General features: G+C 64.6%; 20 protein-coding genes. 12 read left to right on the forward strand and 8 right to left on the reverse strand.

All coding sequences use genetic code 11. The features are described 5' to 3' along the window. Positions 1–268: 268 nt before the first annotated feature. Positions 269–1,441 (reverse strand): MFS transporter, encoded by a 1,173-nt coding sequence (locus ACXJMY_RS03495; RefSeq protein ID WP_456617932.1) that lies wholly within the window; start codon positions 1,439–1,441, stop codon positions 269–271. 51 nt (positions 1,442–1,492) lie between these two features. Between ACXJMY_RS03495 and ACXJMY_RS03500 the strand changes: the two genes are divergently transcribed. Both ACXJMY_RS03500 and ACXJMY_RS03505 read left to right on the forward strand, forming a co-directional pair. Beyond that, positions 1,493–2,302, forward strand: a complete 810-nt coding sequence (locus ACXJMY_RS03500) for an AraC family transcriptional regulator (RefSeq protein WP_456617933.1) — start codon at positions 1,493–1,495, stop codon at positions 2,300–2,302. Positions 2,303–2,600: 298 nt separating this feature from the next. Next, the gene (locus ACXJMY_RS03505; RefSeq protein ID WP_456617934.1) at positions 2,601–3,953 is read left to right on the forward strand and encodes a malonyl-CoA decarboxylase; all 1,353 of its coding nucleotides are present in this window, start codon (positions 2,601–2,603) and stop codon (positions 3,951–3,953) included. Positions 3,954–4,132: 179 nt separating this feature from the next. Here the strand turns inward: ACXJMY_RS03505 and tarD are convergent, their stop codons facing one another. From tarD to ACXJMY_RS03530, 5 genes are all read right to left on the reverse strand, one after another. Further along, a complete protein-coding gene (gene tarD / locus ACXJMY_RS03510; RefSeq protein ID WP_456617935.1) occupies positions 4,133–5,302 on the reverse strand; it encodes a D(-)-tartrate dehydratase in 1,170 nt (389 codons plus the stop codon). A 116-nt stretch (positions 5,303–5,418) separates the two neighbouring features. Further along, entirely contained in the window at positions 5,419–5,676 is a 258-nt protein-coding gene (locus ACXJMY_RS03515) for a DUF3297 family protein (RefSeq protein WP_018318553.1), read from the reverse strand. After that, entirely contained in the window at positions 5,673–6,149 is a 477-nt protein-coding gene (locus ACXJMY_RS03520) for a glutathione peroxidase (RefSeq protein ID WP_456617936.1), read from the reverse strand. Before ACXJMY_RS03520 ends, ACXJMY_RS03515 begins: the two co-directional genes overlap by 4 nt. Before the next feature lie 2 nt (positions 6,150–6,151). Continuing rightward, the gene (locus ACXJMY_RS03525; protein ID WP_456617937.1) at positions 6,152–7,552 is read right to left on the reverse strand and encodes an amidase family protein; all 1,401 of its coding nucleotides are present in this window, start codon (positions 7,550–7,552) and stop codon (positions 6,152–6,154) included. Between the two features lie 258 nt (positions 7,553–7,810). Continuing rightward, positions 7,811–8,068 (reverse strand): DUF6894 family protein, encoded by a 258-nt coding sequence (locus tag ACXJMY_RS03530; RefSeq protein ID WP_456617938.1) that lies wholly within the window; start codon positions 8,066–8,068, stop codon positions 7,811–7,813. Positions 8,069–8,317: 249 nt separating this feature from the next. Here ACXJMY_RS03530 and pqqA point away from each other — a divergent pair, with 249 nt between their 5' ends. From pqqA to ACXJMY_RS03580, 10 genes are all read left to right on the forward strand, one after another. Continuing rightward, entirely contained in the window at positions 8,318–8,398 is an 81-nt protein-coding gene (pqqA, locus tag ACXJMY_RS03535) for a pyrroloquinoline quinone precursor peptide PqqA (protein WP_007595659.1), read from the forward strand. 132 nt (positions 8,399–8,530) lie between these two features. Further along, positions 8,531–9,460: a pyrroloquinoline quinone biosynthesis protein PqqB gene (pqqB, locus tag ACXJMY_RS03540; protein WP_456617939.1), complete on the forward strand. Its 930-nt coding sequence runs from the start codon at positions 8,531–8,533 to the stop codon at positions 9,458–9,460. Beyond that, positions 9,457–10,236: a pyrroloquinoline-quinone synthase PqqC gene (gene pqqC / locus ACXJMY_RS03545; protein WP_456617940.1), complete on the forward strand. Its 780-nt coding sequence runs from the start codon at positions 9,457–9,459 to the stop codon at positions 10,234–10,236. Before pqqB ends, pqqC begins: the two co-directional genes overlap by 4 nt. 11 nt (positions 10,237–10,247) lie before the next feature. Continuing rightward, complete coding sequence (gene pqqD, locus ACXJMY_RS03550) at positions 10,248–10,559, forward strand: pyrroloquinoline quinone biosynthesis peptide chaperone PqqD (RefSeq protein WP_456617941.1); 312 nt, start codon at positions 10,248–10,250, stop codon at positions 10,557–10,559. Continuing rightward, positions 10,556–11,755: a pyrroloquinoline quinone biosynthesis protein PqqE gene (gene pqqE, locus ACXJMY_RS03555; protein ID WP_456617942.1), complete on the forward strand. Its 1,200-nt coding sequence runs from the start codon at positions 10,556–10,558 to the stop codon at positions 11,753–11,755. The genes pqqD and pqqE overlap by 4 nt, the downstream gene beginning before the upstream one ends. After that, positions 11,745–12,731 carry a prolyl aminopeptidase gene (pip, locus tag ACXJMY_RS03560; RefSeq protein ID WP_456617943.1) on the forward strand — a complete coding sequence of 329 codons (987 nt, stop codon included), beginning with the start codon at positions 11,745–11,747 and terminating at the stop codon, positions 12,729–12,731. Before pqqE ends, pip begins: the two co-directional genes overlap by 11 nt. Positions 12,732–12,746: 15 nt before the next feature. Beyond that, the gene (locus ACXJMY_RS03565; RefSeq protein WP_456617944.1) at positions 12,747–13,424 is read left to right on the forward strand and encodes a hypothetical protein; all 678 of its coding nucleotides are present in this window, start codon (positions 12,747–12,749) and stop codon (positions 13,422–13,424) included. A gap of 238 nt (positions 13,425–13,662) precedes the next feature. Next, positions 13,663–15,462 carry an FAD-dependent oxidoreductase gene (locus ACXJMY_RS03570; RefSeq protein ID WP_456617945.1) on the forward strand — a complete coding sequence of 600 codons (1,800 nt, stop codon included), beginning with the start codon at positions 13,663–13,665 and terminating at the stop codon, positions 15,460–15,462. Next, positions 15,432–17,279: a 2-oxoacid:acceptor oxidoreductase subunit alpha gene (locus ACXJMY_RS03575; protein ID WP_456617946.1), complete on the forward strand. Its 1,848-nt coding sequence runs from the start codon at positions 15,432–15,434 to the stop codon at positions 17,277–17,279. Before ACXJMY_RS03570 ends, ACXJMY_RS03575 begins: the two co-directional genes overlap by 31 nt. Further along, a complete protein-coding gene (locus tag ACXJMY_RS03580) occupies positions 17,276–18,331 on the forward strand; it encodes a 2-oxoacid:ferredoxin oxidoreductase subunit beta (protein ID WP_456617947.1) in 1,056 nt (351 codons plus the stop codon). The genes ACXJMY_RS03575 and ACXJMY_RS03580 overlap by 4 nt, the downstream gene beginning before the upstream one ends. Here the strand turns inward: ACXJMY_RS03580 and ACXJMY_RS03585 are convergent, their stop codons facing one another. Both ACXJMY_RS03585 and ACXJMY_RS03590 read right to left on the reverse strand, forming a co-directional pair. Next, a complete protein-coding gene (locus tag ACXJMY_RS03585; RefSeq protein WP_456617948.1) occupies positions 18,332–18,778 on the reverse strand; it encodes a DUF4399 domain-containing protein in 447 nt (148 codons plus the stop codon). It lies immediately after the preceding gene. Positions 18,779–18,795: 17 nt separating this feature from the next. Continuing rightward, positions 18,796–20,397, reverse strand: a complete 1,602-nt coding sequence (locus tag ACXJMY_RS03590; protein ID WP_456617949.1) for an SUMF1/EgtB/PvdO family nonheme iron enzyme — start codon at positions 20,395–20,397, stop codon at positions 18,796–18,798. Between the last annotated feature and the right edge of the window lie 199 nt (positions 20,398–20,596).

Genomic DNA, 20,596 nt, shown 5'->3' on the forward strand with positions numbered 1-20,596 from the left:
ATTTCGGCCTTGCCGAAATGACTTGCTCCGTCGGGCAAAACACCGGCATGATGGCATCATGGGTGGCGTGCATGGCGTATCGCGACGTCCGCCGTCTCCCCCGTCATTCCGAGCGTCTCTTCCCGTCATTCCGGGGCGCGCCGACAGGCGCGAGCTATGATGCGCAATTGCGCATCTGAGAATCCATCGAGCAACAGAGACCGCGGAGAAATGGATTCCGGGCTCGTCGCTACGCGACGCCCCGGAATGGCGGCAGGGTTGAATCCCCTCACACCGCCTGCGGCGTCCTGATCTCGCGCGGCAGGATGAGCGCGGCGGCGATCGCGAGCAGGCAGAGTGCGGCAAACGCGTGCAGCATGGTGACGAAGCCGCCCTGCTCGTAGAGCCAGGCGACCAGGCCGACGGAGGCGCCGGCCGCGGTGAAGCCGACGAAATAGCGCACCGCATAGGCACGCGAGCGCCACTCCTCGGTGGTGTATTTGCCAACCATGGCGTCGTTGACCGTGACCTGCCCGAACGCACCCATGACGATGCCGATCGAAACCAGAATCAGCGGCAGGTTGGACAGGCTCGCCGCCAGATACAAAAACGGCGCCAGCATGAAGGACAGCGGCAGCGCCACCGCCTTCAGCGAATAGCGGTCGAGCAGCCGGCCGATCGTGTACTGGGTCATCGCGCCGAACACGTAGACGCAGGCCGCGATGACGCCGAGCAGCGCCGGACTTTTCGTGAGGTCCGCGAGCCGCTCCGCGAACAGCTTTGGCAGCGCGACGGTCACCGCGTTGAAGGTCGTGGAGATCGCGATCACCACGATCAGCAGCGCCAGGATCACGCGCCACATGTCCTGCTTCGCCACCCGCGCCTGCGCCGCGGCCTGCTTCGAGCCCTTGCGGTCCTCATGCACGACCATCATCGCAAACGCGATGCCGATCAGGATCGTCACCACGCCGGGAACGATGAAGGCGAAGCGCCAGCCGAGATATTGCCCGATCACGCCGGTGACCAGTGCGGACGAGGCAACGCCGAGATTGCCCCAGACGCCGTTCAGCCCCATCTCGCGGCCGAGCTTGTCGGCATAGGACACGATCATGGCGGTCCCGACGGGGTGGTAGATCGAGGCGAAGATGCCGATCGCGAACAGCGCCGCGCCGAGCTGCGGCGGCGTCTGCACGAAGCCGACCGAGATCATGGCGGCGCCAATGCCGATGAAGAAGATCAGCATCATGTGGCGGCGGCTCCAGCGGTCGCCGAGCCAGCCGGTGAGCAGCGAACCCGCGCCGAAGGCGATGAAACCCGGCGTCGCATAAGGCAGCAGTTCCGAATAGGCCATGCCGAGCGCCGGCCCCATGATGATCACGGCGGCGGCGAAGATCAGCATCGCATAATGGTCGATGAAATGGCCTGCGTTGACGAAGCCGATCACCCGGCCGGGACTGTTCATTCCGAATCCTCTCCTGCTCCGAAATGAGTTATATGTCCTGGGCATGACGGGATGCTGCCAATGACTGTCGTCGAAACGCCAATCCTGCGGGAGGTCCGGAGCAACCATCGCTCGCCCGCGGGCGTGCACCTGGTCGCGCGCGACTACCCCAAGGGAATGCGGCTCGACCCGCACATGCACCGCGAGGCGCAGCTGGTCTATGCGGCCAAGGGCACGATGCAGGTGACGACGCCCAAGGGCCGCTGGCTGGTGCCGCCGGACCGCGCGGTCTGGGTGCCGGCCGGGCTCGAGCATGCCATCGATCTGCTGGCCGACATCGAGTTGCGCACGCTGTATTTCGACCTGCCGTGGCTGAAGCGCGAGCAGCGCCTCAAGAGCCTGACCAAGGAATTCGTGGTGCGGGTGTCGCCGCTGCTCAACCAGGCGATCCTCGCATTGTTCGACGCCCGCAACACTGAGGAACGCACCGAGCTGCTGGTGCGCCTGGTGATGCTGGAATTGCACCAGGCCGAGGATTCCGCGACCTTCGTGCCGCTGCCGCGCGAGCCGCGCTGCCGGCGCGCCGCCATGATCGTGCTCGACGATCCCACCGGCCTGCACGACATCGACACGCTGGCGCGCGAGGTCGCAACCTCCGCGCGCACGCTGTCGCGGCTGTTCTCGACGGAGACGCAACTGAGCTTCAAGAGCTGGTGCCAGCGCGCCCGCATCGCGGCCGCCATCGAAAGGCTGTCGACGGATGCCAATGTCTCGGTCAAGCAGCTCGCCGCCCAGCTCGGCTATGCCAGCGTTCCCGCCTTCTCGGCCGCGTTCCGCCAGGTCACGGGGCGGACACCGACGGAGTTTGCGGGGAAGGGGTAGCGGCCGCTCCGAACTCGCGGCGATTGCCGCGACACACGCGGTGTCATCGCCCGGCTTGACCGGGCGATCCAGTACTCCGAGACGGCGCGGCTAGAATCGAAAAGCCGCGGGGTACTGGATGCCCCGCCTTCGCGGGGCATGACAGTGGGGCATGACAGTCTCCGCGGGGCATGACAGCCTTCGTGGGATGCATGGCACAGCTAAAGATGCAGAATACGACTGCTTGATTGTGATCGGCTTCCGCCTAAATCCCGTGTAAGCTTCCGCAACGCACAAACCGGAATCGAAAAAAGCCCAGATGGCCAACGCCTTCTTCTCCGACCTGCTCGCCACGATTTCCGAGCGCGGCCGCACGCTGCTTCGTCGCGGCGATACCTCGGATACCAAACAGGACGCCGACGGGCTGATCGAGCTCTGCGGCGCGCTGCTCTCGGGCCGGGGGGAGGCCTCCGGCACCGCGATGGCGCGCGAGGTGCTCGATCTCTACCAGGAGCTGGATGCGACCGGACGCCGCGCCTTCTTCGAGGCACTGGTGCGCGACTTCGGGCCGGACCGGGAACGGCTGTCCAAGGCCATCGAGAAATGGCGCGCCAAGCCCAGCGACGAGGACGCGAGCTCGCTGCATTTCGCTTCCGAGCCGCGCCGGCAGGAGCTGATCCGCCGCCTCAACCGCGCGCCCGGCGGCACCGGCGATCTCGTCAACATGCGCGCCGATCTGCTCGGCATGATGAAGGGGCACACCGATTTCGCCGCGCTCGATCGCGACGTCTCACATCTTCTCTCGTCGTGGTTCAACAGGGGGTTTCTCGTGCTGCGCCGGATTGACTGGTCGACCCCGGCCAACATCCTCGAAAAGATCATTCGTTACGAAGCAGTCCACGAGATCAGCGACTGGGACGATCTGCGCCGCCGCATCGATCCGGTCGACCGCCGCTGCTACGCCTTCTTCCATCCGGCGATGGTGGACGAGCCGCTGATCTTCGTCGAGGTCGCGCTGACCGAGACCATCCCCGGCGCGATTCAACCCCTGCTCGCGGTCGACCGTCAGTCCGTCGCGATCGAGCGCGCCCGCACCGCCGTGTTCTACTCGATCTCCAATACCCAGCGCGGTCTCGGCGGCATCTCCTTCGGCAGCTTCCTGATCAAGCAGGTGGTCGAGGAGCTGCGCCGCGAAACGCCGAAGCTCGACACGTTCGTGACGCTGTCGCCGGTGCCCGGCTTCATGCAGTGGGTGAAGCAGGACAAGGACCTGCCGCTGTCGGACGAGGATCGCGAGCTGCTGAAGCGCCTCGACGAGCCGAAATGGTTCGAGGATGCGGACGCGACCGCGCAGTTGCGCAGCGTGATCGAACCGCTCGCCGCCCACTACTTCCTGAAAGCACGCACGCCAAAGGGCAAGCTGATCGATTCCGTCGCCCGTTTCCATCTCGGCAACGGCGCCCGTCTCGAGCGCATCAACTGGCTCGGCGACCTCTCGCCGAAGGGCCTGCGCGAATCGGCCGGCGTGATGGTCAACTACCTCTACCGCCTCGACGACATCGAGAAGAACCACGAGGCCTATGCCAATGACGGCGAAGTCGTCGCCTCGAGCGCGGTGAAGAAGCTGCTGAAGGGCGAAGGCCGGCGGCTGCTGGATATGCGGTTGTCGTGATCGCGAGAACGCTGCCTCCTCAACGTCGTTCCGGCGAAGGCCGGGACCCATAACCACAGGATTAGGTTTGGCGAAGATTCGGAGTTACCAGTTCGCCCCATAACTCCTCCCTGGGGTTATGGGTCCCGGCCTTCGCCGGGACGACACTGAATAATTGGCGCGGCCTTCGCGCTCCAACCCTACTCCGCCAGCGCCTTCATCTCCTTGTAGAGGTCCGACTTGCCCTCGAAGCCGATGCCCGGCAAATCCGGCATGGTGATGTGGCCGTTCTCGACGCGGACGCCGTCGGGGAAGCCGCCGTAGGGCTGGAACAGGTCGGGGTAGCTCTCGTTGCCGCCGAGACCGAGGCCGGCCGCGATGTTGAGCGACATCTGGTGGCCGCCATGCGGGATGCAGCGGCTCGGCGACCAGCCGTAGGTTTTCAGCACCTCCAGCGTGCGCTGGTATTCGCACAGGCCGTAGGACAGCGCGCAGTCGAATTGCAGCCAGTCGCGGTCCGGGCGCATGCCGCCATAGCGGATCAGATTGCGGGCATCCTGGTGGCTGAACAGGTTCTCGCCTGTCGCCATCGGGCCCGGATAGAATTCGGCGAGCGCAGCCTGAAGCGCATAGTCGAGGGGATCGCCGACCTCCTCGTACCAGAACAAGGGATAATCCCGCAGCATCTTGGCGTAGGCGATGCCGGTTTCCAGGTTGAAGCGGCCGTTGGCGTCGACGGCGAGCTGCGCGTCCCCGCCGATCTCCTTCAGCACCGCCTCGATGCGGGTGCGGTCCTCGTCGATATCAGCGCCGCCGATCTTCATCTTCACGACGTTGTAGCCGCGGTCGAGATAGCCGCGCATCTCGCCACGCAGCATCGAGAGATCCTTGCCGGGATAGTAATAGCCGCCGGCGGCGTAGACGAACACGCGCGGATTGGCTTTGACGCCGTGACGCTCGGCGAGCAGGCGGAACAGCGGCTTGCCGGCGATCTTCGCCACCGCGTCCCACACCGCCATGTCGATGGTGCCGACCGCGACCGAGCGCTCGCCGTGGCCGCCCGGCTTCTCATTGGTCATCATCGCGGCCCAGACCTTGTCGGGGTCGAGATTGTTAGCGGCCGCATCCAGCAGCGACTTCGGATCGGCCTCCAGAATGCGCGAGGCAAAGCGCTCGCGGATCAGGCCGCCCTGCCCGTAGCGGCCATTGGAATTGAAGCCGTAACCGACAACGCGCCTGCCATCGCGCACCACATCGGTGACGACGGCGACCAGGCTCGTCGTCATCCTGGTGAAGTCGATATAGGCGTTGCGGATCGGCGAGGAGATCGGCTTGGTGATCTCGCGGACGTCGACGATGCGGACGGACATGGGATTGGCTCTCGATTTGTTAGCGCGTCATTCCGGGATGGTCCGAAGGACCAGACCCGGAATCTCGAGATTCCGGGTTCGATGCTTCGCATCGCCCCGGAATGACGGCTTCGCCGTCATTTCTTATCCCGAAAATACGGCTCGACCGGGCCATGCACCTTGATGGTCAGCGGGTTGCCGTGGCGGTCCTTGGCGTTGCCGGCGGTGACGCGGACCCAGCCTTCGCTGATGCAGTACTCCTCGACATTGGTCTTCTCGACGCCCTTGAAGCGGATGCCGACGTCGCGCGCCAGGATGTCCGCGTTGTAGTACGGGCTGTTCGGATCGACCGACAGGCGGTCGGGAAATTCGTCGCTCATGATCGTCTCGCTCATAACAGGGTCTCGATTTGCTGCCGCAATCCTTCGGGCCGTGCGGTCGGCGCGTAGCGCGCGATCACCTTGCCGGCGCGGTCCACCAGGAATTTCGTGAAATTCCATTTGATGGAGGCGCCCAGCAGTCCGGATTGCTGGTGTTTCAGATACTCATACAGGGGATGCGCGTGGGCGCCGTTGACGTCGATCTTCTCGAACAGCGGGAAGGTGACGTCGTAATGGGTCGAGCAGAATTCCTGGATCTCGCTCGCCTGCCCCGGCTCCTGCGCGCCGAACTGGTTGCAGGGAAAGCCCAGCACCGAGAAGCCGCGCGGCGAGAGATCGCGATAGAGATCCTCCAGGCCGCGATATTGCGGCGTGAAGCCGCATTTGCTCGCGGTGTTGACGATCAGGAGCACCTGCCCCTCGAAGCGGCGCAGGGCGACTTCCTCGCCGAGAAGCGAGTTGGCCTTGAAGTCGTAGATCGCAGACATCGCTAACCCACGGGATCGATCGGCGACGGCGGCACGCCGCCCGCCTCGATCGCTTCGCCGGCGAGCAGACACAGATCCTCGCGGTAACGGCCGGACACGATATGCACGCCGACGGGGGCCTTGCCGACGAGACCGGTCGAGACCACCAGGCCCGGCAGGCCCATGAAGGGAATCGCGATCTGCGGCAATTGCGCCTCCCAGACGCGCTTGAAGGACTCGTCATCCTTGCGGTCGAGATGGTCGGGGAACGGCAGTTCGCCGGACACCGGTGTCAGCACCACCGCATACTTTTCGAAGAACAGCATCCAGTCGCGGGTCAGCGTGGCGCGGCGGGTCAGGGCCTTGGCGTAGTTCGCCTGGTCCATTGGCGTGACCTTGGCGCGGTTGCCGCGCAGGCAGGCCAGCGCGCCGGGATCGCCCTCGCGCTCGGCCATTTCGAGCTGCGCCTCGTAGCCGTCGCCGAGCCAGAGCTTGGTCTGCCACTCGACCGCCTCGCGCATTGGCGGCGTGTTCTCGATGGTCTCGACCGTCCAGCCCGCGCGTTCGAGGCGCTTGCCGGCGTCGGTCACCGCCGCCTTCACCTCCGGCGTGGTCGCAAGGCCGTCCGGGTTGAGGCAGATCGCGGCGCGCTTCGGCCGCGCGGGGCCTTCCAGCGGCGCCGGCACATACCAGGGGTCGCGGATGTCGCGCGCCGACATGGCCGCAAGCGAAATCCTGATGTCGTTGACGGTGCGCGCCAGCGGCCCCGACACCGCCATGATCTGCGGGCCGATCGGGCGTTCCGGCAGCGCCGGATTGAAGGCGGGGATGCGGCCGAGGGTCGGCCGCAGGCCATGCACGCCGCAGGCATAGGCGGGATAGCGGATCGAGCCGGCGATGTCGGTGCCATGGGCGATGTGGCCGATGCCGGCCGCGACCGCCGAGCCGGCGCCGCCGGACGAGCCGCCCGGCGTCAGCGAGGCATCGCGGGGGTTCTTGGTGTCGCCGTGGACCAGGTTGGTGGTGAACCAGCGATAGGAGAAGGCCGGGCAATTGGTGCGGCCGAGCAGGATGGCGCCCGCTTTACGGAAATTGGCGACCACCGGATTGTCCTCGCGCGCGATCAGGTCGCGCTGAAGCTTGAGGCCGTTGGTGGTGGCAAAGCCCTCCTGGTCGACATTGGCCTTGATGGTGACGGGCACCCCGGCCAGCACGCCGGGATCCTCGCCCCGGGCGATGGCGGCATCGACGGCGTCGGCCTGCTTGAGCACATCCTCCGGCCGGTGGTCGATCACCGCATTGAGCTTGGGATTGACCGCATCGAGCCGGGCAAGGCCGGCCTTGGCCGCCTCCCTGGCGGATACCTTCCGGGACTTGACGAGGGTGGCGAGGTCGGCGGCCGACAGGCGCCAGAGATCTTGCATGGCTTGCTCCGTATAACCGGCGTCTTTTAGCGCCGGGAACGCGGCAAAGCCATGCAGATTTCGCAGGGAAAATGGGGGATGTCAGTGCCGTCCTGGTCTCACCACAGGCACGCTGCAACCTCTCCCGCTTGCGGGGGAGGTCGACGCGCGAAGCGCGGCGGGTGGGGGCTTTCTCCTCTGGGGGATTGTCCCGTTGCGGATGCACCCTCTCCCCAACCCTCCCCCGCAGGCGGGGGAGGGAGCGCACCTCGCGTGCCTCTAGTGCCTCGTCGCCGACTGAACCGGCATATCCAGCAGCGCCTCGGTGAAGGGAAATTCGAGCACGATCTCGCCGGCGACGTCGGTGACCTCGATGACCGCCTCCATGAGCGCCGGCTGGGCGCCCTCGGATTTCACCACTTCCAGGATCATCTGGCGGGCGACCTCCCAGGCGCGATCGGGATTGCGCAGATCCTCGCCTTCAGGATCCACGATCAATTCATCGCCGATACGGGTGTTGAAGAAGTATTTGGGCATCACCGAGATCCAATTGGGTCGCCTGTACCGGATTGAAAGCTGCACTGCACTCACAACTGCTTTATCAGGACAGGGTTCACGACCGAATGCGCCAAGCGCAAGACTGCCTCACCAAATACGGTGTTCCAACCGCGATATTTCGCGGCGCAACATGGACTTCTCGGGAAGATTTCACTAGCGAACTTTTGTGCTCGCGGTAATTTAACCCATGGGCGGACGCGTCCGAATTCTAGAAAATGGAGAGCCGAAATGGCCTGGAAAGCCCCGAAGATCGTCGAAGTGCCGTGCGGCATGGAAATCAACATGTATGTGAGCGCCACCCGCAAGTAAGCGGTTGGCGAGTTCGCGTTCAGCGCAGGTGGATCTTTCGGTCGGATTCTTTCGGTCACAATGCGTTTCCGGAAGACAGGATTTGTGTCGGCCTGAGACCCACCTCGCGACGTTGCTTCCAGGAGACGGATCATGCTTCGCGTCGTCGTCCTGGGCGCCGCAGCCGGCGGCGGAGTTCCGCAATGGAATTGCGGATGCGAGGGCTGCCGGGCGGCCCGTACGAACGGCCATGAGCTTCAGCGGACGCAAGCCTCGGTCGCCTTCAGCGGCGACGGCGAGCACTGGTTCCTGATCAACGCCGCGCCCGATCTCCGCCAGCAGTTGAATGCCGCGCCACAGCTGCATCCCAGGCAAGGCGCGCTGCGCCATACCCCGATCGCCGGCGTGATCCTGACCAATGGCGAGGTGGACGCGGTTGCGGGCCTGCTCTCGATGCGCGAGGGCTCGCCATTCACGATCTACGCCCATGAGAAGGTGCTGGCGATCCTGAAGGCCAACAGCATCTTCAACGTGCTGAACGAGAAGAACGTGCGGCGGCAGCCGATCGGAATTGCCGAGCCGTTCCAGCCGCGGCTGCCCGATGGCGCGCGCGCAGGCGTCGAGGTGCTGGCCTTCGCCGTACCGGGCAAATCGGCCTGGTATCTCGAAGGCACGGCGCATCCGGGCGGCGAGACCGGCGATGGCGACACGCTGGGCCTGAAGGTCACCGACAAGGCCACCGGCAAGTGCTTCTACTTCATTGCCGCCTGCGCCGAGGTGACCGACGCGCTCAAGGCGGAGATCGATGGCGCCGCACTGGTGTTCTTCGACGGCACGGTTTGGCAGGACGACGAGATGATCAGGGCCGGGCTCGGCCACAAGACCGGCAAGAGCATGGGCCATGTCGCAATGTCCGGCGCGGACGGCGCGATCGCGCGGCTTGCCGATCTCACACTCGACAGGAAGATGTTTCTGCATATCAATAACTCGAACCCGGCGCTGCTGCCCGGCTCAATCGAGCGCAAGGCCGCCGAGGCGGCGGGCTGGCAGATACCCGCCGACGGAACGGAGATCGTGCTGTGAATGCCGCGTCACTGACAGGAATGACCGCGCTCTCGATCGGCAAGGACATCAGGCTCAACTCGGCCGAGGAGCTCGAGGCGACGCTGCGCCATATCGGCGCGACGCGCTATCACAGCCTGCATCCGTTCCATAAGCTCTTGCACGGCGGCAAGCTCAACAAGGGCCAGGTGCAGGCCTGGGCGCTCAACCGCTACTATTACCAGAGCACGATCCCGATCAAGGACGCGGTGGTGATCTCGCGCTTCCGCGACCGCGCCACGCGGCTGGAATGGCGCCACCGCATCGAGGACCATGACGGCGATGTCGGCTCCGAGGGCGGCATCGAGCGCTGGCTCAAGCTGACCGAGGGCCTCGGCCTCGACACATCTTACGTGGAATCCACCGAGGGCATCTTGCCGGCGACGCGCTTTGCGGTCGAAGCCTATGTCCATTACTGCCGCGAAAAAAGCCCGCTGGAGGCGATCGCCTCCTCGCTCACCGAATTGTTCGCGCCCAACCTGCACGAAGAGCGCATCTCCGGCATGCTGGAGCATTACGACTTCGTCAATCCTGACATCATGAGCTACTTCAAGCGGCGCCTGGCGCAGGCGCCGCGCGATGCCGGTTTTGCGCTCGACTATGTCAAGGCGCATGCGCGGACGCCGGAGGAGCGCGCATCCGTGTGCAATGCGCTGATCTTCAAGACCAACGTGCTGTGGGTGCAGCTCGACGCGCTCCAGCACGCCTATGTCGAGGGCCACATTCCACCGGGTGCGTTCGTGCCCAAGGCGAGCTGAGAGGAACAGCGATGGCCGGGCCGCGGAACATCAGCGTCAGCGAGACAAGCCGTCCCGTGCTGCCGCGGCATGCCAAGCTGAAATATGACGAAACGCGACAAGTCTGGGTGATCCTGGCGCCGGAACGGGTGCTGGCGCCGGACGAGATCGCGGTCGAGGTCTTGCAGCTCTGCAATGGCGAGCGCAGTGTCGGCGACGTTTCCGACCAGCTGGCGGCGAAATACGCCGCGCCGCGCGAGGCGATCCTCGCCGACGTCATCGTCATGCTGCAGGATCTCGCCGACAAGGGCTTCCTCACCGAGGCCCGGGAGAAGACGTCATGAGCGATGTGCTCGGTAATCCGGCTCTGCCGCCCGACGCCAGCGACAGTCTCGCGGTGCTGGAGAAGAGCCGCTCGACGGCGGAGACCTTTGGCATCCCGCTCGCCGTGCTGCTCGAGATCACCCATCGCTGCCCGCTGCAATGCCCCTATTGCTCCAACCCGGTCGAGCTCGACCGCTCGGGCAAGGAGCTGACCACCGAGGAATGGAAGAAGGTCCTGAGCGAGCTTGCCGAGATCGGCGTGCTCCAGGTCCACTTCTCCGGCGGCGAGCCGACCGCGCGGAAGGACCTCGTCGAGCTGGTCAAGCATGCCAGCGACGTCGGCCTCTACACCAACCTCATCACCTCGGCCGTGCTGCTGACGCGCGACAGGCTGAGCGATCTCGCGGACGCCGGRCTATGCCATGTGCAGATCAGCTTCCAAGGCGTTGAAGAGGGGTTGGCTGATCGTGTCGCCGGCTACAAGAACGGCCACCGCAAGAAGCTCGAAGTGGCAAAATGGACGCGCGAGCTGGATCTGCCGTTGACCGTGAATGCGGTGATGCACCGGCAGAACCTGCACCACCTCCCCGACATCATCCAGATGTCGATCGATCTCGACGCCGACCGGCTCGAGGTCGCCAATGTGCAATATTACGGCTGGGCGCTGAAGAACCGCGCCGCGCTGATGCCGACGGTGGCGCAGCTCGACGAGTGCACCCGTATCGTCGAGGAGGCGCGCGAGCGGCTCAAGGGCACGCTCGCGATCGACTATGTGGTGCCGGACTATTATGCGCTGCGGCCGAAGAAGTGCATGGGCGGCTGGGGCCGGCAGTTCTTCAACATCTCCCCGGCCGGCAAGGTGCTGCCGTGCCACGCCGCCGAGAGCATCACCGGGCTCGACTTCTTGTCCGTGCGCTCCAACCATTCGATCGCCTGGATCTGGCAGAACTCGGACGCCTTCAACCGCTATCGCGGCACCGGCTGGATGAAGGAGCCGTGCAAGAGCTGCGAATTCCGCGAGATCGATTTCGGCGGCTGCCGCTGCCAGGCCTTCGCGCTGACCGGCGATGCCGCCAACACCGATCCGGCCTGTGCGCTGTCGCCGCTGCACGAGACCATCTTCAAGCAGGCCGAGCGCGAGGCCGAGGGCGAGACCAACCGCTTCCTCTACCGCAACTTCGCCGGCGGCACTTTGGAATCCGAGAATGGTGCCTGACGCCGACGCGGCCGCGGCGGCAAAACGCGCCGATCCCTTTACGCCGCTGACCTCCGACATGCTCGATGTCGGCGACGGCCACGAGCTCTATGTCGAGAGCGTCGGCCGCGCCGACGGCATCCCCGCGGTCTATCTGCATGGCGGGCCCGGCAGCGGCTGCCAGCCCGACCATCGCCGGCTGTTCGATCCCGACCGTTTCTGCGCGGTGCTGTTCGACCAGCGCGGCTGCGGCCGCAGCCGGCCGAAGGGATCGCGCGCCCACAACACGACGGCGCATCTGATCGCGGACATGGAGAAGATCCGCGACAAATTCGGCTTCGAACGCTGGATGGTGGTCGGCGGCTCCTGGGGCGCGACGCTGGCGCTGGCCTATGCGCAAGCCCATCCCGCGCGCGTCTCCGGCATCGCGCTGCGCGCGACCTTTCTGGGTACGCGGGCCGAGGTCGAGACGGCCTTCACCTCGCGCCTGGCGCAGTTCTATCCCGCGCTCCACGCGGATTTCCTGAGCGTGCTGCCGCCGGAGGAGCGGGACCGGCCGATCGAGGCCTATTGGCGCCGCATCCTCGACGCCGATCCGGCCGTGCATGGTCCGGCGGCGCGGGCGTGGCACGACACCGAGCGCGCCTTGTCCGAGCACAAGCCGGCAAAGCCGCGGCTGGATCTGGCCTCGCTGAACGTCTGGCGCACCTTGCCCGCGACGCCGTTCATGGAGGCGCATTATTTCGTCAACGACAGCTTCATGACCGAAAACCAGTTGTTGCGAAACGCAGGGCAATTGGCCGGCATTCCCGGCATCATCATCCAGGGCCGCTACGATCTGTTGTGCCCTCCTGAGACATCGCACGGGCTCGCGCAGGTCTGGCCGGGTTCCGAGATTCGCATCGTGGAAGAAGCCGGACATTCGCTCTATGATACCGGCGTCAGGGACGCGGTCATGAAGTCGATCGCCGATCTTGCGTCGAAGGCCGCGCGATAAGAGGACAACAACAAAATGCCGCTCGCCGGGAAAGGCATGCTGCTGACGTCGATGAATATCGACGCAGCCGATGAAGCCGATTTCAACCGCTGGTACGATCGCGAGCATCTGGAAGAGCGCGTCGCGATCGACGGCTTTCTGGAGGCGCGGCGCTATGTCGCGCATGCCGCCAACCCCAAATATCTCAGCCTCTATTCGACCGCGACACTCGACGTGCTCGACAGTCCCGCCTACCGGGCGCGGCTCGCGGGCCCGACCGACTGGTCGCGGCAGAGCATGGCGCGCTTCAAGAACATGCTCCGCGTGGTCGCGCGCATCACCATCAGCAACGGGACAGGCCGCGGCGCCGCGCTCGGCGTGGTGCGGCTGCGCCCGACGCCCGACAATGCGGGGACGTGGCGTGATGCACTGCAAGAAAGGCTGGCGCCGGAAAAACTCGACGGCATCATCTCGATGCATCTGCTGGAGAGCGAGCCCGAGTTGTCGGGCGCAACCGCCGGCATTCCGGCGGCGCGAAACGAGGGCGCGCGCGACTGGTTCGTGCTGATCGACGGCACGCATGTCGGCGCGGTCTCGGCTGTCATCGCCGAGCGCTTCACCGGCCCTGCTGCATCGCCCTTCCCGCTGCCCGTCTCCGTCGGCACCTACAGCCTGATGTGGGATCTTGCGAAGAGCGACATCGCGCGCAGCTGAAGCAATCCGACGCATTGCAACATATTGCACCGCCGCATGCTTGCGCGCAGCCGTTAATGCTGTGTGCGCGCAGCTCCCATGAAAGCCGGTGATCACCCAAATTTGCCGTTGTACTTCGGAACGGTTCTAATAAGCTAACCCAATGACGTCATTCAGAAACCAGATCGAGGCGCATTAAGCGTTCGCCAAGCTCAAGAAAAGGCCGCCGGGTCTTTGAGCCTGCGCGGACAGGGTAGGAATGAAACCGACCGATATCGCGGCCCCCGACTACTTTCACAAAGTGGTCGATTGCCAATGGGCCTGTCCTGCACACACCCCGGTTCCCGAATACATCCGACTGATCGCACAAGGCCGCTACAGCGACGCCTACATGGTCAATTGGAAATCGAACGTGTTTCCCGGAATTCTGGGACGCACCTGCGATCGTCCATGCGAGCCGGCATGCCGCCGCGGCCGCGTCGAGGAAACGCCGGTCGCGATCTGCCGCCTCAAGCGCGTCGCCGCCGACTTCAAGGACGACATCAACCACCGTCTGCCGCGCCCCGCAGCGAAGAACGGCAAGCGCGTTGCATTCGTCGGCGGCGGCCCGGCGTCGCTGACGGTGGCGCGCGATCTCGCGCCGCTCGGCTATCACTGCACGGTGTTCGACGGCGATCCCGAAGCCGGCGGCATGATGCGCACGCAGATCCCGAAATTCCGTCTGCCCAATTCGGTGATCGACGAGGAGACCGGCTACATCCTCAACCTCGGCGTCGAGTTCAAGGGCGGCCATCGCATCGAGAGCATGAAGGCGCTGCTTGCGGAAAAATACGACGCGATCTTCGTCGGGTCCGGTGCGCCGCGCGGACGCGAGCTCGACATTCCCGGCCGGAAGGAGGCCGCCGCCAACATCCATATCGGCATCGACTGGCTGTCCTCGGTGTCGTTCGGCCACACCGACAAGATCGGCAAGCGCGTGATCGTGCTCGGCGGCGGCAACACCGCGATGGATTGCTGCCGCACCGCGCGCCGGCTCGGCGGCGAGAACGTCAAGGTGGTCGTGCGCTCCGGCTTCGAGGAGATGAAGGCCTCGCCCTGGGAGAAGGAGGACGCGATCCACGAGGATATTCCGATCCTCAACTACATGGTGCCCGTGGCATTCAAGCATGTCGCGGGCAAGCTCATCGGCGTCACCTTCCAGAAGGTGAAGGCCGAATACGACGCCAAGGGCCGTCGCAACCTGGTGCCGTCAGGCGAGCCGGACGAGACGATCACCTGCGACGACGTGCTGGTCGCGGTCGGCCAGGAGAACGCCTTCCCCTGGATCGAGCAGGACTGCGGCATCGAGTTCGACAAATGGCACATGCCGAAGGTCGACCCCAAGACCTTCGTCTCGACCAACCCAAAAGTGTTCTTCGGCGGCGACGCCGCGTTCGGTCCGAAGAACATCATCTGGGCGGTGGCGCAGGGCCATGACGCCGCGCTGTCGATCCACAAGCTGCTGTCGGGCGAGGACATCACCGAGCGGCCGCTGCCGGAGGTGCATGTCTCCTCGCAGAAGATGGGCATCCACGAATGGAGCTATGACAACGATATCTCCGTCGACAAGCGCTTCAAGGTGCCGCATCGCGACAAGGTGATCGCGCTGAAGGACATCCGCACCGAGGTCGAGCTCGGCTACGACGTCAAGCTCGCGCTCGGCGAAGCCCATCGCTGCCTGAACTGCGACGTGCAGACGGTGTTCTCGACTTCGCTCTGCATCGAGTGCGATGCCTGCGTCGACATCTGCCCGATGGACTGCATCACTTTCACGGAGAATGGCGAGGAAGCCGATCTGCGCCAGCGCCTGAAGGCGCCGTCGCCGCATCCCGACCAGGATCTCTACGTGTCCTCTGATCTCAAGACCGGGCGCGTGATGGTGAAGGACGAGGATGTCTGCCTGCATTGCGGGCTGTGCGCCGAGCGCTGTCCCACCGGAGCCTGGGACATGCAGAAGTATTTGATCGAAATGACTCACGCAGGTTCAGCATGTCCGACAAAAAGCCGATCAGCAGCGTAAACGACTTCGTCGTCCGCTTCGCCAACGTCAACGGATCGGGCTCGGCCAGCGCCAATGAAATGTTCGCGCGCGCGATCCTGCGTCACGGCGTGCCGGTGTCCCCGCGCAACATCTTCCCCTCCAACATCCAGGGCCTGCCGACCTGGTACGAGGTGCGGGTGACGGAAGAGGGCCATCTCGGCGCCCGCGGCGGCGTCGACATGATGGTGGCGATGAACCCGCAGACCTGGGACAAGGACGTCGCCGGCATCGAGCCTGGCGGCTATCTGTTCTACGATTCCACCAAGCCGATGCCGTCGACCAAATTCCGCGACGACATCACCGTGATCGGCGTTCCCCTGACCGCGATCACCAACTCGACCTACACCGATCCGCGCCAGCGCCAGCTGTTCAAGAACATCATCTATCTGGGCAGCCTCTCGGCGCTGCTCGACATGGATCCGAAGCTGATCGAGCAGCTGATCGGCGAGCAGTACAAGGGCAAGGAGAAGCTGCTCTCCTCCAACGTCCACGCGCTGCATCTCGGCCGCGACTGGGCGCTGCAGAACCTGAAATGCCCGATCGGGCTGCGGGTCAAGAAATCCGACAAGGTCGGCGACCGCATCTTCATCGAGGGCAACAGCGCGGCTGCGCTCGGCGCCGTCTATGGCGGCGCGACCGTGTGCGCGTGGTATCCGATCACGCCGTCATCGTCGGTGGCCGAGGCCTTCACCGCCCACTGCAAGAAGTACCGGCACGATCCCGAAACCGGCAAGGCGAAATACGCCATCGTGCAGGGCGAGGACGAGCTGGCTTCCATCGGCATCGTCATCGGCGCGTCCTGGAACGGCGCCCGCGCCTTCACCGCGACCTCGGGCCCTGGCATCTCGCTGATGACGGAGTTCATCGGCCTGTCATATTTTGCCGAGATTCCGGCCGTGATCATGAACATCCAGCGCGCCGGCCCCTCGACGGGYATGCCGACTCGCACCCAGCAATGCGACATCATCGCCTGCGCCTACGCCTCGCATGGCGACACCAAGCACGTCCTGCTGTTCCCGGAAGATCCCGCCGAGGCGTTCGAGTTCGCGGCCGCGGCCTTCGACCTCGCCGAGCGGCTCCAGACCACGATCTTCCTGATGCTCGACCTCGACATCGGCATGAACCACCGCCTCTGCCGCCCGCTGAAGTGGGACGATTCGCGGCAATATGACCGCGGCAAGGTCATGACCGCGGAGATGCTCGAGGAGGGCCGCGATTTCGGCCGTTATCTCGACGTCGACGGCGACGGCATCCCGTACCGCACCTATCCCGGCACGCACCCGACCAAGGGCTCCTACTTCACGCGTGGCACCTCGCGCGACCGCTATGCGCGCTATTCGGAGGAAGGCACGGTCTATGCCGACAACATGCAGCGTCTGGTGCGCAAGTTCGAGACCGCACAGGATCTGGTGCCGCGGCCGCTCCAGGCCAATGCGGAACGGCCGACCAAGTACGGCGTGATCTATTTCGGTTCGACCTCGCCCGCGATGGACGAGGCGATCGGATTGCTCGAGCTACGCGGCCATCAGCTCGACCGCCTGCGCATCCGCGCCTTCCCGTTCCACTCCAGCGTGGCGAGCTTCCTCGCCGAGCACGACTTCGTCTACGTGGTCGAGCAGAACCGTGACAGCCAGCTCCGCCAGCTCATCGTCAACGAGAACGGCATCGACCCGGTGCGGCTCGTCCCGATCGTGCATTACGACGGTTCGCCGATCACCGCCCGCTTCATCGCAAAAGCCATTGGCGACCACCAGGATCACCTCAAGGTGACCCCGCTCCGCAAGGCCGTGTCATGACCTATATTGCCAAGCCAAAGTTCCATCATCCCGGGCTGAAGAAGAACGAGCTCGGCTACACCCACCGCGACTACGAGGGCAAGATCTCGACGCTGTGCGCCGGCTGCGGCCACGATTCGATCACGGCCTCGATCATCGAAGCCTGCTACGAGCTCTCGATCGAGCCGCACCGGGTGGCGAAGATCTCCGGCATCGGCTGCTCGTCGAAGACGCCGGACTATTTCCTCGGCAATTCGCACGGCTTCAACTCCGTGCACGGCCGCATGCCGTCGGTGCTGACCGGCGCCAATCTCGCCAACCGCGACCTGATCTATCTCGGCGTGTCCGGCGACGGCGATTCCGCCTCGATCGGCTTCGGCCAGTTCGCGCATTCGATCCGCCGCGGCGTCAACATGACCTATATCGTCGAGAACAACGGCGTCTACGGCCTGACCAAGGGCCAGTTCTCGGCGACCGCCGACCGCGGCTCCAAATCCAAGAAGGGCGTCACCAACACCGACAACGCCATCGATCTCGTCGCGATCGCGTTGCAGTTAGGGGCGACCTTCGTCGCGCGCTCATTCTCCGGCGACAAGAGCCAGCTCGTGCCGCTGATCGCGGCCGCGATCGGCCACAAAGGCGCATCCTTCATCGACGTCATCAGCCCCTGCATCGCCTTCAACAACCACGCCGGTTCGACCAAGAGTTTCGACTATGTCCGCGAGCACAATGACGCGGTGAACCGGCTCGACGTACTGGTCGGCCGCGATCCGATCGCCGTCGACTATGCGCCGGGCACGGTCCAAATGGTCGAGCAGCACGACGGCAGCAAGATCGCGCTGCGCAAGATCGACGCGGACTACGATCCGCACGACCGTCTCGGCGCCATGACCTTCCTCCAGAAGCACGCGGCCAAGGGCCAGATCGTCACCGGCCTGCTTTATGTCGACCCCGATGCGGACGATCTGCACGAGCATCTCAACACGGTCGAGACGCCGCTCAATACGCTGGAGGCCGACACGCTCTGCCCGGGCTCGGCGGCGCTGGACAAGTTCAACGCCAGCTTGCGGTGATCATCTGCCGCGCTGAGGCGGCTGCCTGACGCGTACGGTGATTTTCTCCGACACGACGGGCGGCTCGAACGGATAGTGCTTCGCATCGCCCAGCACCAGCTGCAGGGTGTGCGTGCCGGGTGGAAGCTCGAGAAATGTTTCGGTCTGCCCCGCGCCGAAATGCAGATGCGACTTGTCCTGCGGGATCGGCTCCTTCGGATCGATGGGGTCGTTGACGTCGACCAGCAGATGATGATGGCCGGCATTCTGGTAGTCGTCGCCGGCATGGGTCACGCCCATGTTGCGCAAGCCGAACCGGACCAGGAATCCGGCGCGCACCCTTTGCCCGTCATACGGGGTGATAAAATATACCTTTGCGTCCTTTGGAGCTGTCTTACCCTGCGAGAAGGCTATGCCCGGGAGCAATGCGAGCACCGCCGACAGCGCAACGCAGCGAAGGATTTGCATCGAATCCACTCCAGCAGTTAAGGACTGAGCGCGACACGGAATCCATGTGTTGGGTAACGAACATTGGTATCGTAACCGTCGCGGTTGGACGCCCGCACGTATCGCGAGTCGTTCTTCCAGGAACCCGAGCGCAGGACGTGCGCGTTGCAGTCCCCACCGCTCCATGCTGAGCCGTCATTGGGCGCGCCCTGATAGGTCTTGTGCCAGCAATCTTCGACCCACTGATCGACGCCGCCACCCATGTCGTAGAGCCCGAATGGATTGGGCTTGAAGCTGCCGACTTTCGCCGGCTGCTCGGCCGCGACATCACCGCAATCCTTGCATCCGGCCATGCCCGGCTGAAGCTTGTCGCCCCACCAATACTTGCCCTGCGTTCCCCCGCGCGCCGCATACTCCCATTCAGCTTCGCTCGGAAGCCGGTAGGGCTTCTTCGTCGCCTGGGCGAGCCAGGCGGCATATTGCTTCGCGTCGGTCCAGCTCACATTGGTGATCGGCGCATTATCCTTGCCGACGGCGGTGAAGCCGCATGCCTTGGCAGCGGCGCAATCGTTCCACTCCTGCACCGTCACCGGATATTTGCCGATCGAGAACGGCTTGATCGTGACCTGGTGGACCGGACGTTCGGTCGGATCATCGTTGCTTCCCATCGCGAAGCTGCCGCCGCGAATGGCGATCATCTCGGGTTCGCGGACCGGCGGCGCCGCCGGGCTTGGCGCTTGACTTGACGCTGAAGTACTTGGTGCTGAAGCACTTGGCGCTGGGGCACTTGCCGCCGGAGCACTTGGCGCTGGAGCGGGCGATGGAGATGATGCCACCAATGAAGGAGACGGCTGCGGCGTTTGTGTCGCTGCCTCTCGCGGTGGAGGTTGCGGGCTCGGTGATGCGACCGGAGCAACAGTCGGCGCGGCAGCCCGCTCGTTCACCCTGCCCGACGGCAGCGCCAGCAGATACCACARCACACCGGCAGCGATCACGAGAAGCGTGACGCCCAGAAAGAAGATCAGGGTATTCTCGCGCCGGCCTCGCGTCCTCCCGACCGCATCTGCGTCCGGCAGCACCCGATAGATGCGCACCGGATCGGTGATGTTCTTGACCTTGCGGTCGCCGAGCGACTCATAGCCGCACACCACCTTGTGCTTGATCTGCTCGTAGATCGCGCCGGAGATATAGACCTGACCGGGTTCGGCGATACCCTCGATGCGCGTGGCGATATTGACGCCGTCGCCATAGACGTCGTCCGGCTCCACGATGACGTCGCCAAGATTGACGCCAATCCGGTATTCGATCCGGGAGTCCCTCGGAAGCGAAGCGTTGCGGCCGACGAGATTCTGCTGAATGACGATGCTGCAGCGAACGGCCTCGACGGGACTGTCGAAGATCGCGATGAAGCCGTCTCCCGTCGTCTTCACCAGACTTCCATGGTGCTCGACGATGCTGGGCTGGATGAGATCCCGCTCGATGCGCTTGACGCGAACATGCGTGCCTTCCTCGTCGGCCTGCATCAAGCGGCTGTAGGAAGCGATGTCCCCGACAATGATCGCGGCGAGACGACGAGGCATCCCGCCATGTGGCGGCGGGTCATCGTGGCTTCCCGATCTGAAGTTGCGAATTTCGCCCATTGCGGGGTACTCCACAAACTTGCAAAGGCGGGCGAGGTTACGACGCAGAATTTCGACTGTCTGTGAAGACTATCACATTGATGATCCGCGACAATGTCGTAGAAATCATCGGCGCCGAGTTCCCAGCCAGAATCGCAGCACGGATTGAACCTTCTCGGACCGACGGCGGACTAAGCCTCGCGCGACCGCCCGGCAATGT

The organism is Bradyrhizobium sp. P5_C12 (genome assembly GCF_054049735.1).

Bases quoted from the DNA above. Each gene is read 5' to 3' on its own strand.
- ACXJMY_RS03495 (WP_456617932.1), bottom strand. From the start codon at position 1,441: ATGAACAGTCCCGGCCGGGTGATCGGCTTCGTCAACGCAGGCCATTTC.
- ACXJMY_RS03500 (WP_456617933.1), top strand. From the start codon at position 1,493: ATGCTGCCAATGACTGTCGTCGAAACGCCAATCCTGCGGGAGGTCCGG.
- ACXJMY_RS03505 (WP_456617934.1), top strand. From the start codon at position 2,601: ATGGCCAACGCCTTCTTCTCCGACCTGCTCGCCACGATTTCCGAGCGC.
- tarD (WP_456617935.1), bottom strand. From the start codon at position 5,302: ATGTCCGTCCGCATCGTCGACGTCCGCGAGATCACCAAGCCGATCTCC.
- ACXJMY_RS03515 (WP_018318553.1), bottom strand. From the start codon at position 5,676: ATGAGCGAGACGATCATGAGCGACGAATTTCCCGACCGCCTGTCGGTC.
- ACXJMY_RS03520 (WP_456617936.1), bottom strand. From the start codon at position 6,149: ATGTCTGCGATCTACGACTTCAAGGCCAACTCGCTTCTCGGCGAGGAA.
- ACXJMY_RS03525 (WP_456617937.1), bottom strand. From the start codon at position 7,552: ATGCAAGATCTCTGGCGCCTGTCGGCCGCCGACCTCGCCACCCTCGTC.
- ACXJMY_RS03530 (WP_456617938.1), bottom strand. From the start codon at position 8,068: ATGCCCAAATACTTCTTCAACACCCGTATCGGCGATGAATTGATCGTG.
- pqqA (WP_007595659.1), top strand. From the start codon at position 8,318: ATGGCCTGGAAAGCCCCGAAGATCGTCGAAGTGCCGTGCGGCATGGAA.
- pqqB (WP_456617939.1), top strand. From the start codon at position 8,531: ATGCTTCGCGTCGTCGTCCTGGGCGCCGCAGCCGGCGGCGGAGTTCCG.
- pqqD (WP_456617941.1), top strand. From the start codon at position 10,248: ATGGCCGGGCCGCGGAACATCAGCGTCAGCGAGACAAGCCGTCCCGTG.
- pip (WP_456617943.1), top strand. From the start codon at position 11,745: ATGGTGCCTGACGCCGACGCGGCCGCGGCGGCAAAACGCGCCGATCCC.
- ACXJMY_RS03565 (WP_456617944.1), top strand. From the start codon at position 12,747: ATGCCGCTCGCCGGGAAAGGCATGCTGCTGACGTCGATGAATATCGAC.
- ACXJMY_RS03570 (WP_456617945.1), top strand. From the start codon at position 13,663: ATGAAACCGACCGATATCGCGGCCCCCGACTACTTTCACAAAGTGGTC.
- ACXJMY_RS03580 (WP_456617947.1), top strand. From the start codon at position 17,276: ATGACCTATATTGCCAAGCCAAAGTTCCATCATCCCGGGCTGAAGAAG.
- ACXJMY_RS03585 (WP_456617948.1), bottom strand. From the start codon at position 18,778: ATGCAAATCCTTCGCTGCGTTGCGCTGTCGGCGGTGCTCGCATTGCTC.